11 protein-coding genes are annotated in these 15,048 nt (G+C 48.6%); all 11 read right to left on the bottom strand.

Annotation, left to right across the window (positions count from 1 at the left end):
• Positions 1 to 311, bottom strand: a 311-nt coding sequence (locus tag ACKPVM_RS20315; RefSeq protein ID WP_409311563.1) for a hypothetical protein, incomplete at its 3' end; no start/stop codon positions are given.
• Positions 312 to 499: 188 nt separating this feature from the next.
• Entirely contained in the window at positions 500 to 1,453 is a 954-nt protein-coding gene (locus tag ACKPVM_RS20310) for a hypothetical protein (protein ID WP_409311562.1), read from the bottom strand.
• A gap of 8 nt (positions 1,454 to 1,461) precedes the next feature.
• On the bottom strand, positions 1,462 to 3,120 hold the full coding sequence (locus tag ACKPVM_RS20305; protein WP_409311561.1) for a LysM peptidoglycan-binding domain-containing protein: 1,659 nt from the start codon (positions 3,118 to 3,120) through the stop codon (positions 1,462 to 1,464).
• Positions 3,117 to 5,534: a type VI secretion system Vgr family protein gene (locus ACKPVM_RS20300; RefSeq protein WP_409311560.1), complete on the bottom strand. Its 2,418-nt coding sequence runs from the start codon at positions 5,532 to 5,534 to the stop codon at positions 3,117 to 3,119. The genes ACKPVM_RS20305 and ACKPVM_RS20300 overlap by 4 nt, the downstream gene beginning before the upstream one ends.
• A gap of 5 nt (positions 5,535 to 5,539) precedes the next feature.
• Positions 5,540 to 8,203 (bottom strand): type VI secretion system ATPase TssH, encoded by a 2,664-nt coding sequence (gene tssH / locus ACKPVM_RS20295; RefSeq protein ID WP_409311559.1) that lies wholly within the window; start codon positions 8,201 to 8,203, stop codon positions 5,540 to 5,542.
• Between the two features lie 234 nt (positions 8,204 to 8,437).
• Positions 8,438 to 8,929 (bottom strand): Hcp family type VI secretion system effector, encoded by a 492-nt coding sequence (locus ACKPVM_RS20290; RefSeq protein ID WP_409311558.1) that lies wholly within the window; start codon positions 8,927 to 8,929, stop codon positions 8,438 to 8,440.
• 14 nt (positions 8,930 to 8,943) lie between these two features.
• Positions 8,944 to 10,707, bottom strand: coding sequence for an OmpA family protein (locus ACKPVM_RS20285; protein ID WP_409311557.1), 1,764 nt, complete (start codon positions 10,705 to 10,707; stop codon positions 8,944 to 8,946).
• Between the two features lie 12 nt (positions 10,708 to 10,719).
• Positions 10,720 to 11,394, bottom strand: coding sequence for a type VI secretion system protein TssL, short form (gene tssL, locus ACKPVM_RS20280; RefSeq protein WP_409311556.1), 675 nt, complete (start codon positions 11,392 to 11,394; stop codon positions 10,720 to 10,722).
• Complete coding sequence (gene tssK / locus ACKPVM_RS20275) at positions 11,391 to 12,740, bottom strand: type VI secretion system baseplate subunit TssK (RefSeq protein ID WP_409311555.1); 1,350 nt, start codon at positions 12,738 to 12,740, stop codon at positions 11,391 to 11,393. Before tssK ends, tssL begins: the two co-directional genes overlap by 4 nt.
• A 25-nt stretch (positions 12,741 to 12,765) precedes the next feature.
• Positions 12,766 to 14,304: a type VI secretion system contractile sheath large subunit gene (gene tssC / locus ACKPVM_RS20270; RefSeq protein ID WP_409311554.1), complete on the bottom strand. Its 1,539-nt coding sequence runs from the start codon at positions 14,302 to 14,304 to the stop codon at positions 12,766 to 12,768.
• 46 nt (positions 14,305 to 14,350) lie between these two features.
• A complete protein-coding gene (tssB, locus tag ACKPVM_RS20265) occupies positions 14,351 to 14,848 on the bottom strand; it encodes a type VI secretion system contractile sheath small subunit (RefSeq protein WP_409311553.1) in 498 nt (165 codons plus the stop codon).
• Positions 14,849 to 15,048: the final 200 nt, after the last annotated feature.

Genomic DNA, 15,048 nt, shown 5'->3' with positions numbered 1-15,048 from the left:
TCGATATTCGATATTCGATATTCGATATTCGATATTCGATATTCGATATTCGATATTCGATGATAATTTTCCTGTACCTCTCCATATGATAATAATCTTACTTTAGGCTTCCATGTCAACCCTGAGTTATCTGGCGTTATTATAACATTAATACTTTCTTTACCAATAGCACCTCCAGCGATGAAAATAAAAGCAACATGTTTTTTATTAACATTCGCCTTAGGTAAGTATTCAGATTCGGGTTGAAAATGAGGGGGTTTGTTTTTACAAGATGAAATAAAAAATAAAAGAATAATCAATATTTTTCTCATGATTATCTAATTGGTTTAAAAACCAGCCCTCCAAAAACATGTTTATTAAAGTAACTTAACGCTTTATCACCCTCACTTACAACTAATACAAAAACGATATCAACATTGCACACTTAAAAAACACAACATCTTAGCTTATCGATAATTAAAATTTCAGAGGTAAAAGATAAAACCGTAATAATTAAATATTACTTCACTTTCTTTAACTCGCCTTTTGAGTATTTATATTGCGTGCCATCACCAAAATTAACCAATGCATTATCCTGATCTATCCAGTCAGTCAATAGCAAGCCGGAATTTGAGTTATTGGTATACATCGGTCCTACCCCAATAGGTGTTTTCCCCGTGAAGTCAAACAAATAATAGGCGTAACATTGCGTAACATCCTCAGGATGAGCACACCCTTCAAGAATAGAAGCATAAACCACCGTACGTTTTATTTTTCCATTCACATCCTGTTCATTATTTTTAACAGGATTGACTAACATACCCTTATAGAAACTTCCATTTATAATATAAAAAGGAATGTTATTTAATAATACACGGGTGTTTTCCCCTGATGGCACAAACGTTAACGCTCCCATAACTGTATCAATACCTGGATTACTTTTTCCCGAGGATTTCTCTTTATTTCTCTCTTTGGCGGTATACCCACCATCAATCATCGTCACTTTTCCATTTTCATAACGAAACTGACTATCATCATCAAAGCCAAATACAGCGTTCTTTTTTCCCCATGAGGTCCAAGTTAAATTAGATTGTGTATCTGCTGGATAAAATGCATTACTAATAATCAATTTATCTTGTGAGAAATCAAGAACAATATACATATTACAATTCAATTTAACAATACCATCAACGCAGGGAGTTGGGGAGGAGTAACCCATAATTGTTTTATTAAGCATAGGTTTTTTATTTTTATCATACACAAAAATTTGATCTCCGCTAAAACTGAAATATGAAGTTATCGCTTCATAAATTAGAGTTTCATTCAAATATATTTTTGCGCTCCCCCCAGAAGAAGAGTCAATAACACTAAGCACACCTAGCTTAGTTTGCTTACACACACGACTATGTTCAACGCACCCACCATCAGCATACGCATGGCCAATTAAAAGGAAAAAAAACATAAACCATTTCATACTCGCCCCTACAGTTTAATTAGCACATTGTCGATCGATACATCTTCAAGCTTTATGGTGTGTAATAATTCATCACAATAAAAATTATCCAATTTAATTATGCCATTCATAAATCCGACCAACCACATTCTATGCGCTTTAATAAAACTATTTCCATTATTGTGATAACGTTCGATTGCACTCGGTTTTTCAACCTGAGCAATTAGTAATTTCTTCGCACGTTCTTCTGTGATTTTATTCCTGATAAAAAGTATCGTATCTGCCAGACCAAGATGGTGTGTCAGATAAATAACCTTGGCTTTTTCGGCATCGTTCAGGCCGTCAATATTAAATCCTGACTTTTTCAATCCCGCCAAATTAGCCACGCCGTAATCAACTGCTGCCATAATGGCATATAATGGTTCAAAGCGTTTGTTCAGCCATTTCTGGACATTCTCCGTCGCATTTACTGGATAAGGGGTCGAGCCAGAGAAATCACGCTTCGCTCCCATTTCTGCCAGTGTTCTCCACACACCTTCTTCCACCTTGAACTTATCTTCCAGAACGATGCTTCCATCTTTATCCAGTATCTTTTGACCATACCTATTCAGGCGAGGACGCTTCTCCAATAATCCATAAACTTTTGCTTTCTCATTTAGAAACGTTCCATCCCTAAACGTTTCGCCCACCCATGTGCCATTTAAAAATTGCGTCATTCCGGTGGCTGAACTACGGTAATAGATTGAGTGATCCCCTTTTTTACTCAATTCTTTCATTTTTTCATAATTCAACGCAACAGATTTCGGATACCAGACACCTTCCTTCCTCGCCGATTCGGCATTAATCACCGCAGCAATCGCCTGAGGCAGAATACTACTCCGCGTTGATGCAGCGATAATCTCATCCCAATAAATAATATTCTTTCCTAACGAGAGATTATAATCGTTTGGACAAGTGTGTTTTAGATCTAACCGTGGTTCACCCGACTCATCACGTCTGACTATCACCGTATTGATTTTTTGTTTCTCATCATCAACTCCCGGTTCCCCCTTTATTGCCATACTTGTCCCACGAATTCTCACTTTGGGGCTGGATATAAGCACAGCTGTTTTCCCTTCCATTGGCGTAAATTTTGCCACTTCTTTACTTTTGCCCGTTACACTGGAAACCCATACGCTTAATTCTGATGTTTTTTGCTGCACAAAATCACGAATTTTTCCTGAACCATCGGTAAGAAAATCGTAAGTTTCACCGGTAAATGTGACAATTTTAACCCTCAACCCCTCAATAGGTTTTTCCAGTAAATCCTCAAATGTGAAAGAAAGCGTACATACATCCCTTTTCATCTCTTTTTCTTTATTACTTAGATCATCCTGCTCTAGGATAATCTCCTTTTTCGGTAACTTAATAACCTGACCGGGATAAATTAAAGAGGGATTATCAATATGATTTGATATGGCTAATATATCTACCGTATATCCATATTTAGCAGCGATCTTGCTTAGCGTATCTCCTCTTTTAACAATAATTTTCTCTTCTGTTGGATTAAGTGATTCAATGTTATCCAAAGGAACCGGTTTATATTCAGGATCAAAGGAGCATTTCCAATTTGCAGACCAACCGAGTAATCCATCATAAGGAGTCGGCTTATCCTGGGGTTTATCGAATAAAGGGAGTTTATCCGTCATATATTATCTTCCATTGAGAAGGGCTTAAAAACCAAATTCTTAGACTTCACACCATTAATTCCTTTTATGACTGTAAATAGATGATTTGATTCTGGTCCAAAAACAGGTAATTCAGGTACCGATAATTTAAAACTCGCGGCCCCCATCTTCTGCACTACCGTCGCTTTCGCCGTGACATTATTCGGTGCCGCCAGTTCGATATTCCCTTGCTTCAGCCGGATGTAACCCCCGCCACAATTCAGCGTCAGTTCTTCTTTCGCTGTTATGATTACGCGTCCCGCTTCGCTGCTTACCGTCAACCCTTGTTGCGCCAACATATCCAGCGCATCACTTTGCGCCTGTATCTCCACTTTGCCCGCGCCCGCAAACAACTTCATACCCATACGGTGCACAAACAAACTCAGCTTTTCCCTCACCGATACCCGTAAATCCTTGCCCACACTAATATCTGTGTCTTCCCCTGACGTCCCTATCAGATTCTCACCCGCCGACAACTGCACGCTCGAGGGCGTCACCTGCGCGATACCCGATGGTGCCGACAACAACAGCACCGACGCCTTCAAACCCGCCAGCTTTTCCTCCATCAACTGCGTCTGTAACTTCACATCCGCCAGCTCTGCTCGCGCCGCTTCCGCCGCATAACGTAATCCCGACGCCACTTCCCGCGCCTGCGTCAGCACCGACAATGCTCCCGACATATCCAGTACGTCACCACCCGCCTGACCCTGTTCATCCGCACTGATAAATATTCCTTTACCCGCACGTATCGCGCCCCAATCATCCGTGCGCAGCTCAAATCCCTCGCCTCGCTGCTGACGGCCACTGTCTACCAGATGACCCAGGTTCAGCTGGCTCTTGCCCCCGTACTCCGTGCTCAGCTTGATGTGCTCTTTCCCTCGCTCATCATCCAACCGCAGCTTGTTGTTCGACGGCGTTCGGATAACGTTCCGCTTGTTGTTCTCCTGCGTCACGTGGTCCGGGTGCCGTGAATCATGCAGGGCATACGCGATATACGGCCGGTCCGGGTTACCTTCTTCAAACGCTATCGCCACTTCCGTTCCGTCCAGCAGCGGCAGGTGGAAACCATAGGTTTCTCCCGCGTACGGCTTCGCCAGCCGCACCCACAGGCTTTCATAACCCGCCTTCCAGCTGTCCCGGTCGAAGTCCATCTTCACCCGGTAGCGTCCCATCCCGTCCAGCCACGCATACGTGTCATGCTTGTTCACGCTGCTCACTCGCGCCGGCACCGTCCCCGCTATCACCGGCCGCGCCAGCAACGCCGGACGATAGCACACCGTTTCCCGGTACGGCATCGCCGTAAAGCTCACTTCATAGCTGCTGTCTCGCCCCGCCCTTTCCACCGTCACCGAGGTAATTACCAGCCCCGACTGCATCACGCCGGGGATATCCCCCGTCACGTCTACCAGTTGTCCCGGTGCCAGCAATACCGAGGTGCTCTTCCCGCTCACCACCTGCTGACCGTTCAACGCTCGCTCATGGTGCAGTCGTGCGTAGAAGGCCCCACTTTCGGTCTCCTCACCCTTGCCCGCCGCCCGGTAGTTCGCACTATAACGGTACGTTTCACCCGTCATCGGGTCGTCCGCCGCCACCGCTTCCGTGACCTGCATCCCGCTTAAGGCCGTCCGGTAGTTGTAATCCTGATGGACCACGCTCCCCGTCACCGTACGGTGCGAGACTTCCAGCCCCCATACCGCTTCTGCCCCGTTCGCGTCCAGCCCCGACGGCAATCTCAACGGCAGGCTCGCCGTCTTCACGTAGTGCTGCTGGTCGTCAAAGAACACCACCACGTCACGGTTCAGCCGTGCATCCATCTCAAAACGGTAACCGATACCCACTTCCGACAGCAGTCGGCTGATAAACGTCAGGTCGCTCTCGCCCCACTGGCACACGTACTCCCTCACCGGGTAATCGTTCACCAGTTGAAACAGAAAATCGCTCCCCGTGAAATCATGACGCTCACGCAGCACCTGCTCGACTATCGCCACCACCGACTGGTTCTGGTAAATCGCGTGATAGCGACTGTGGTCCAGTTGCGCCAGTCGCGGCACCAGCGTCACCGCATAACGCGTCTCATCCACCGAGCGTGACAACCGGGTAAACGTACTCACCACCCCGTGTACCTTGCGCAACGGCCCCATCGCGGGCAGGACGCCATAGGTGTTCATCGGCGGCGCGTTAAAGGTCAGCGTTGAAACCTGATTGAGCATCGTCGACGCCTGAATATCCGGCTCCGGACTGGTAAAGGTGATGTGGTAGACATACGGCTGACTCAAATACGCTTCGGCACTGAAATGCAGTACCGACAGCGGTGCACTCTCCTCGCCTACGGTAAGCTGATAGCGGGCGTGATCGGACAGCAGCAGACTGCTGGTCTTCGTGAGCAGATCGGGCATGGCGATTATTCCTTATCGTCAGTAAACGTAAGCGATATCCCTTCTTCGTCACTAAATCCCAATGTCACCGCTGAAGGTTTACCCTGTTGGGCCATCCGTTGCAGTAACGCCTGAGACAATACCGGCAATATCTGCTGATTCAGAAGGCTATCAATATTACGCGCGCCGGTATCTGGCAGCAGACAAGCGCTAACTAACGTGTCATACAATCCCTCTTCCACCGTACACCGCAATCCATAATGGCGTTGCAAGCGTGTCGTCACCTGAGCAAGTTTGATCTCAACAATACGGCGTAATGCCACCTGTGCCAGTGGGCGATAAATCACCGTTTGGAAACGAGCCAGCAGTGCGGGTTGGAAATGATCGCGCAGGATAGGACGCAGTAATTCATGCAGTACGCTGTTTGAAGAATCAGGTTGCGCTTCAAGCAATGCCATTAACTCATCGCTACCCAGATTGGAGGTCATCAGGATCACGGTGTTACGGAAATCGATCTCCCGCCCTTCACCATCACGCATGAAACCGCGATCGAACACCTGATAGAAAATGTTCAATACGTCACGATGCGCTTTTTCTACTTCATCCAGCAATACCACACTGTAAGGACGTTTTCGTACGGCTTCGGTTAATACGCCACCCTGTCCGTATCCGACATAACCTGGAGGCGAACCTTTGAGTTGAGAAACCGTGTGGGCTTCCTGATATTCGGAGAGATTTATCGTGATCAGTGCTCTATCACCGCCGAACAAGCTATCAGCCAGTGCCAATGCCGTTTCCGTTTTTCCCACACCGCTGGGGCCAACCAACAAAAAGACGCCCAACGGCCCATTTTCAGATGTTAAGCCCGTTTTTGCCGCTCGCAGACGCTGAGCAATCTCATTTAGCGCATGATCCTGACCAATCACGCGTTCACCAAGTTGGTGCTCCATGTGCAGCAGATCGGCTTGTTCATCCTTGAGTAGGCTGCCAAGCGGCACGCCTGTCCAATCCGCAATCACTGTTGCCACAGTACGGACATCCACATCCAGCGACAGCAGAGGCTCATTTGCCTGTAGTTGAGTGAGTTCCTGCAACAAATCGGCCAGTTTCTGCGGCGCTACCGCTTGCTGACGTGCCTCCAGTATGCTCAGCGCCAGCGCTTTTTCCCGTTCATACTGCTGCCTGAGTTGCTCATATCGCGTCTCGATTTCGGCACGTTGTGGTGCAATTGCCGCCAAACGTTCAGCGTCAACGCCAGGCAACACAGACTGATCCTGCTCAATGGCCTGCTGTTCCAGCAATAACGCAGAAAGTTGAGCATTAAGCTGAACCAAGGCTTCCGGTTGCGTATCCAGGCTCATACGTACACGAGCACTGGCCGTATCCAGCAGATCAACCGCCTTATCGGGCAACTGACGTCCGGTGAGGTAACGGCGAGATAGCGTTACAGCGGCCTGCACCGCGCTGTCCTGAATATGAACCCCATGATGCAAGGCATAGCGCGCTTTCAACCCTCGCAACATCAGGCAGGCTCGGGCATCGTCAGGTTCATCGACCTTCACCATTTGAAAGCGTCGTTCCAACGCCGCATCTCGTTCAAAATACTGCTTATATTCAGACCAGGTAGTTGCCGCAATCGTGCGCAATTCGCCACGGGCTAAGGCCGGTTTCAACAGGTTAGCGGCATCTGCACCTCCCGCCTGATTCCCTGCACCAATAATCGTATGTGCTTCATCAATAAATAACAGAACGGGTTCCGGCGATTGCTGAACGGCATTAATGACATTTTTTAATCGTTGTTCAAATTCGCCTTTTACACCGGCGCCAGCCTGTAACAATCCCAAATCCAATGTACGCACACTGACTGTTTTCAAGCTATCCGGCACATCACCTTGCGCGATCCGTAACGCTAATCCTTCCACCAATGCCGTTTTGCCTACCCCCGGCTCACCAACCAAAATCGGGTTGTTTTTGCGACGGCGTGACAAAATGTCAATCATCTGCCGAATTTCACTGTCTCGACCAAAGACCGGATCAATTTGATCGGCTCGCGCTTTTGCCGTTACATCCTGTGTAAATTTATCCAACACGGCCTGTAACGCTTCATTGAGTGTTTTCGCGGCTACGATTTTTTTTGACTCCGGGGAAGCCGTTCCTGATGCCTTGTCTTCTGTCGCTGAATCTGTCGTCATCGACGCTTCGTGCTGCTGTTTCTCTGGATTTTCTTCAGATTGCTCATCCAACAGCGGGCGCAATCGTTCCAGTTGACTGCTTGTCAGACTGAGGAGCGGCCAGGCATCCTGTGCCTGTAGCCAGGCTGGTTGATTAATCAACGCCTGTAGTAAGTGCGCGGAACGGATCGACTCACTGTTAGCCTCTAGCGAGGCGATCAGCCACGCTGATTGCAGAATGCCGCACAAGGGCTTTGATAACTGAGGTTTCCCCTTTACCGACCGGGGTAACGCATCTAACCGGGATAGCAGTGCCTGCCATAAAGCATCTAAATCCCATTCATAACGGCGAGCAATGACGGTTAAATCCCCTTCGCCATCTTCCAGTAGTTTGAGTAACCAGTGCTCAATCGTAATTTCAGCATGAGCCCGTGTTTGGCATAACGCTGCCGCCGCATCCAGGGCGGCCGCACAATAAGGGTTTAAGCGTCGCAGCAAAGAAGTAGAAGCGATATCCATAATGTTCTCTTTATCATGAGATGACGTGTCGCCATAGCTACCGCACGGGCGATGATGGTCCCGTATTGTGTAACCTCAGCTTGTCTTTTCCTGTCAGGCAGGAAGGGGGGAATAATTTGACCGGCGAACCCGTCTAACGCACATGGTCGATAGTCAGCCCCGCCTTTTGTTTATGTGGCGAGGCTGACCAAACGACTTACACGGCATGCCACCCGTCAGGCGACATACACATCATTAAGCCTGAGCGCGTTCGTTCCATGCGTCAGAGTGGATGATGTTGCCGTCTTTAAACGTCCAGGTGATTTTTTCGTAACGGAATTCAATCACTTCCAGGTGATTATGCTTCTCCTTTGAGGGGTCTTTGATGTCGTGCATCAGCGGTGCGACACGCACAACTTTCACGTTTTCCAATGTGGTGTTGAAGTACTCTTTTTCCTGACCAGCATCGTCAATGGTATACCACTTGATTTCAGCAGATTTCAGCGTTTGACCAGAAGTCACAGCCTTATAAAGATAAGGAGTTGAAGAATCGACTTCTTTAGTGAACACTACCGGAGCGTGCACACGGGTACCGGTCAGTTTGCCAGTGTTGTTATCAGTCGGGATGTGCAGGGAATGTTCCAATGCAACAATTTCGATGCTGCCTTCACGGTTCTGGACGTTTACAGATCCTTTGATGTCAGCACCGCCGTCATCTTTTAACCACAGATATGCGGGAATTGCCATAGTATTGCTCCTGTTTACTTACTGTGTAATGTCGCCTGCACTGGCGACGAGGGTGGTGAGCCTGATCCAGAGGCTGGCAGCTGGCAGGCTGCGGCATCTGGCACCAGACTGATTTCTACTCTGCGGTTAGCATCGCGCCCCGCAGCAGTATCATTGGTGGCGACCGGCCGTGTTGCACCATAACCTTGTACCGCAAAGCAGGTTGGTGGCACGTCGCTGGTCTCCAGCATCCAATTTCGAACCGACTCTGCCCGGGCCAGAGAGAGCGCCTGATTTGCATCAGCATTCCCGGTAGAATCCGTATGCCCGGCGACTAAAATCAACCAACCCGGCTTAGCTTTAATATCCATCAGAGCACTGACCAACACTTTGGTTGAGTCCGCTTTGAGGCGTGATTGCCCTACATCAAAAAGGGACAGGCTGTCCAACCGCACGACACTGGTTGGCTGTGCTACCAGCTTGAGCTCAGGGACGGCAACCGGCACTGCTTCTTTTTGTGGCGGAGGAACATAGCCATTAATCGCCTGGTAGAGCGGAGCCCGTAGCCCCTCCCCTTGATACAGTCCTAACCCAATACGTACCGGTTCCCCTTCCCGGTGCCACTTCTCCAGCTGTTCCGCTTCTTGTTTTAATGCCCCCAGATGCTGAGCTTTCGCAATGTATTGGTTCATGGCGACAGCGTGATAATCCATCAGTTCAACGCTGACCTTTTTTTGCAATTGATGATTACTCCATGCCGATGTCAGCAGTGCCGCTACGCTGAAAACCGTCAGCATGGTGACGCCATATGCAAAAGCACGACGACGCGGTGTAAAACCAGACTGACGCGGCAACAACCGAAGCATCGCATCAGGAAACGGCAACCCGCGATATTCTTGAGCGGTTTCAGTGCATTCACCAAATACCGAGAGCGTGGTGCGCGATGCAATGTACTGTTGCCACACATTATGCTGTTGCAACACATGCCCCTGAGGCATGGGCTGTGATACAAAACAGAGCGAGACAGCAACAGGGTGGCAAACCGGCGTCGGTTGATCGCTTGCCGCTAGCTCAGGGAACACCTGCTCCTGCAACCATGCCCCCCATGCATCCAGTTCGATCGCCTGTCTAAAACGATCTTGCTGCTCACTTCGTCCTTCCTCGTCAATCCATTCAGAGAGCAAACGCACTGACGCATCTTCACGCCACACGGTCGTCCGGTTGCTACCCGAGGAAAACTCCAGCCATGGGCTATCCATCCCCTGTAAATAGCTGCATAGCAGGCAAGGCACTGAACATCCGGTAAGCTGGCTCAGCCGAGATAGCTGGTAACGGAAGTCCCGCAATAAAGCCTGTAACACTGAGCGATCGACATGCTGTTGAGGATTAAGCACATAGAGCACACTTAACTGCGTCGCCCACTCAGGTCGATGAGTGAGCAGGACCTCACCGTATGCGGGTAAATCATGGTGTTCCGACACTCGCAGGTAGCACCCCTGCGATGTTTCGCGAATATTCTGTTCTCCAAACAGTGAAGGCAGTCCATCACCGCAGACCAGCACAATAGGTTGCCGATAGTGAGATACGGGCAATGCCAGCAGGATGTCGGCAACATCCTGTTGTTTAGCCGTTATTCGAACACGTCGGCCAATCCCTATAACAGCAATCGTTGCAGCACCCAGCGTGGCGAGAAAAGCGAAACCTTTTCCTGCCGGAGAGAGCGGAAGAAAAAACAGGCATAGCCACAGGGTTAAAAATGCCCCTGTACACCACAGTAATTTTTGTAACCCTGCACTCACCTGGCCTGCTCCTTAGCCTTGTTTCACCGAAAATAACTCTGCCAGTGATGCTTCCAGCTGATGGTTTAACCCCCACCAGAGTGCAATGACGATGAGTATCGAAGCACCACACCAGAACCATGGCGAACTTACCAAGCTCCAGTTTTTTGCCCGCCGTCCGCCTGTCAGCAACAACGAGCCTTCCGTTTGAACATCAAACGGCGCGACTCGCTCGCTTAATGCAGCAATCAGTTGATCTCTTGAATGCTGCGGTTGATTCAGGTAACGCCCCTGAAAGCCGAGAAGCAATACGCGATGAAAACACGTTAAGACAGCGATATCCGGCGCAGGCTCATTGAGTACCTGGCGCATACGCTCATATAAACGCTCGCCCGCCTGTAACGTGTTAAAGAAATGAGTTTGCAGCGGCGTCTTCACCCAAACGTCGTATCCATCGTCCAGTTCGCCGTTGATGCCTCTGCGCCCTAACACGGTTTCATCCAACAACGCGCATTGGGCATACACAATGTGCTCAATGCTTTCGTTGCTTAATTGTGCTACGGTCAGTTTTTTACGTGTGTCCTCAACCTGTTGCTGACAACGTTGATAGAGGGCGTCGCCCTGCTCCACCACCGCACCATTGAGGAGTTGCACTACGGTAAGAAAGCTGTCACGTAAAACAGCATCAATTGAAAATATCGTCTTCATGATCTTAATACCGCAAACAGTTCGAGCTGAACATCAGCCAACGTACCAGGAACATAAATCGCACAGCTTCCTGCGTTTAACATCGCCACCGCCGCCGGATGTTGCAGGTCGAAAGCGAAATACAGGTTTTCCAGACGCAACGGAATGGCAGCAGGAACATGACTCAGCGGCAATAACGGAACACCGTTCAGGGCCACGTTGATGATGTTGTTCACATCGTCAGGCGTGCCCACCTTACATAACGCGGGGAACTGTGCCTGTAGTTGATGAGTTGGCAAGCTGGAACGAACCGAAAGATAAAAATCGGCGTCCTCTTTTAACCGACTATCATTCAGCAACCCTTTCCATTGGTTACCACGCACTTTCTCCAACTCAATCACAATAACCCTGGAAGGTAAGCTGGCTTCCAGCAAGGCACTAAGCAATGAGAATAACGGAGGGAAGACGTCGCCCAGATGGGCATGGTTGTAACGAGGGATCGCATCGACATCATGGTCAAGCGAGAAGGTCAACAGCGAACCCGCTAACTTGACCAACTCACGATAAACCAGTTCGGTATGCAATTCAGGCGCGGCGATAAAATCACTCAGTACGGGTTCATAGCTATTTAACGCCGTGAGCAGCCAGAAAAGAGACACATCCGCGACGGCAAAATCGGCCATACGTTGATTACTTTCTCTTCTCATCCCCATTAAACGGCTGCGTTTAGCCCGCAACTGCGCCAGCAGCATCTCCATCTGATTGACCAGTGAAGGCGCTGCGGCTAATGACAATAATGGCGGGATAAATGTCGGATCGACAGTCCATAATCCTTGCGCGTCCCTGACCAGTTTCGCTATCGGGCAAGTAATGTATTCACCGTTCTCTTCGAAACCAAAACGCAAAGAAATTGCATGCCGTTCAACGGCCATGGATTCACTTTCATTGCCGAGGAGATCCTGCACATCGACCCACTCCTGCCGAAAGCGGGTTGGTCGCTCAGAAGCATCCTGCATTTGCTGACAATTGTTTCCGTTCGCATGCAGCAATGGCAAAGCCAGCAACACCTCAGCACTGCGTGTCTCTTCCGGCAGGATTTTAGACAGCTCAAGCGCCGGCGGTAAATCATCAGCCCGATCGGTATCAATCAGCGTGCCATCCTGAAAACGAAGGCACACATGCTGAACTTTCAGGCGATTAAGCCGTAATGCTTCCTGATCCAACTGGGCGTTAAGTACGCCCCATGGATTTACCAGCGACAAATGCGCGATGCAATTGTTGGTATACGCTTCCCAGCGCGCCTGTTGCTGGAACTGTTGCGGGGCAAGAAATGCCCCTTCAGTCCACAGTGGGCGTTGAATCTTCATGATGACTCCCGTCGTCCGAGCTGACTTATGCCTTGGCTTTTGGCATTTGTGATACCAACGAAAGATTGATATCCATTCCTTCTACCTGGAAATGAGGTACGGCATACAGCTTGACGCGGAAGAACCCTGGGTTGTCATCGATATCTTCAACCAGCACTTTTGCTTCACGCAGCGGATGTGACGCCTGTAAGTCATCGGAAGGATCGGTCATTTCGGTCACCAGACCGTTGATCCAATTGTTCAATTCCAATTCCAGCAAGCGACGATCTTTGGTCGTACCAATATTTTCACGCTGAATCAGCTTTAAATAATGGGCAATACGGGAGAGCAGGAAAATGTACGGCAAACGTGAGTTAATTCGACTATTCGCGGTTGCTTCCTTCGTTTCATACAATGCAGGTTTCTGCGCCGAGTTGGCAGAGAAGAAACAGGCATAATCACGATTTTTGTAGTATGACAGCGGAATAAACCCGAGGTTGGCAAACTCAAACTCGCGCGTTTCAGGGATCATGACTTCCGACGGAATTTTTACCTGATTTCCCGTACCAAGATCATACAGATGAATCGGCAAGTCTGTCACCGCACCACCCGCTTGCGGCCCCCGAACCTGAACACACCAACCATTGTTGATAAAACTTTTCACCATATTAGACGCAAAAGAGAAAGAAGCATTCGTCCACAGGTAACGTTCGTGATCCGGGCCCTTCACTTCTTCAACATAGTTGAAGCTACGAACAGGAACCGTATCTGGGCCATAAGGCAAACGAGCCAATACCCGCGGCAACGTCAAACCGATATAACGGGAATCATCGCTTTCACGGAACGATTTCCACTTGATATATTCTGCGCGGTCAAAGTAGTTACCAATATCTTTAATGGCAGCAACCTCTTCCATGGTTTCCTTACCAAAGAACGCCGGCCCTACTGAACCAATGAAAGGCATATGTGCCGCCGCAGAGACTTTGGAGATGTTACGCAACAACGCGATATCCTGCGGGCCGCGATCAAACTCATAGTTGGAGATAATCGACGCAATCGGCTCTCCACCCGGCGTGTCATATTCTTCGATATAAGTTTGGCAATACAGACCGCTCTGAACGATTTCAGGCGCATCTTCAAAGTCCTGACGCAAGTCGTCTTTACTCACATCCAGCACTTCTATTTTCACATTGCGGCGAAAATCAGTCCGATCAACCAGGAATTTCAGTCCACGCCAGATAGATTCCACTTTCTGAAATTCCGGATGGTGCATGACTTCATCAAGTTGGTTACTGATCTGACGATCCAGTTCACTGATATGGCTATCCAGCAGAACTTTATCCAGTCGCTCAATGCGATTGGCTGATTTTTTCAGCAGATTAAGAAATACGCTGACAGCTGCGGTAACACGCTCATCCGCGGACGCATCAGATAAGGCATCGTTATCCTGGAAGACTTCAATATCTTTAAGGCTGGATACCGGACTCAGATTGATTTTTTCAAATAATGATTGGTAAACGCTACCTTCTGAATGCAGCGTTGTCGCTTGTGCTGCGTTATTCACTTCGTTTTCTTGCATAGACATGAGTTAAGATTCCTTTTAGCAACAATCCCAGGCAAAGACTTGCCGATTACGCTTCCTTCGGCGCTAAAGCAGAAAGTTCTGCGCGCAATTCATCACTTAGCGATTCGTCTTTGAGGATGTTTTCAAGCTCGCGACGGAACGTCGCGTTATCGAGCAAATTAGACTTGAGATCGCGTAGTAGATTACGCATAGCCAGTAGTGCTCGTAGTTGAGGAATTTGGCGTGCAACTTGTTCAGGTTCGAAATCTTTTAACTCTTTAAAATCCAGTTTGATACTGGTTTCCGTTCCATCACCAGCCAGGGTATTTGCCACGGCAAGCGTGACCTTGGGGTTAAGATCGGCAAGAACACTATTAAAGTTGTTTTTATTGATCGATACTTTTTCTCTTTCAGATAATGGACGATCTTCCTGACCATTACTGTAATCTCCCATTACCAGCAATTTCAGCGGTAATTCAACCTTCTTTTGTGCTCCGCCAGTATGGAGATCGAGTTTAATATTAACACGTGCGGCCGGCACTTCATTTTGAAAACTATCAGCCATGAACGACTCCCTAATTCACGTTTATATAACTTATGGCAAGTAAGATCGAGCCACTGAATACAGGCGTGGCGCTCGAACTGTGGTGTACCCGTCATACTTTAAATTGCATAAGTATTGACCTACCCTGCAATATAAATTACCCGGGGTATATACCCGTCATACTTCAAGTTGCTTGTGCGTTGGCTGCGCTCACTCACCCG

The organism is Pectobacterium hainanensis, assembly GCF_046237015.1.
In the GTDB taxonomy this organism is placed as follows: domain Bacteria; phylum Pseudomonadota; class Gammaproteobacteria; order Enterobacterales; family Enterobacteriaceae; genus JBJYIN01.
This window is presented reverse-complemented; position numbering and strand designations above follow the sequence as displayed.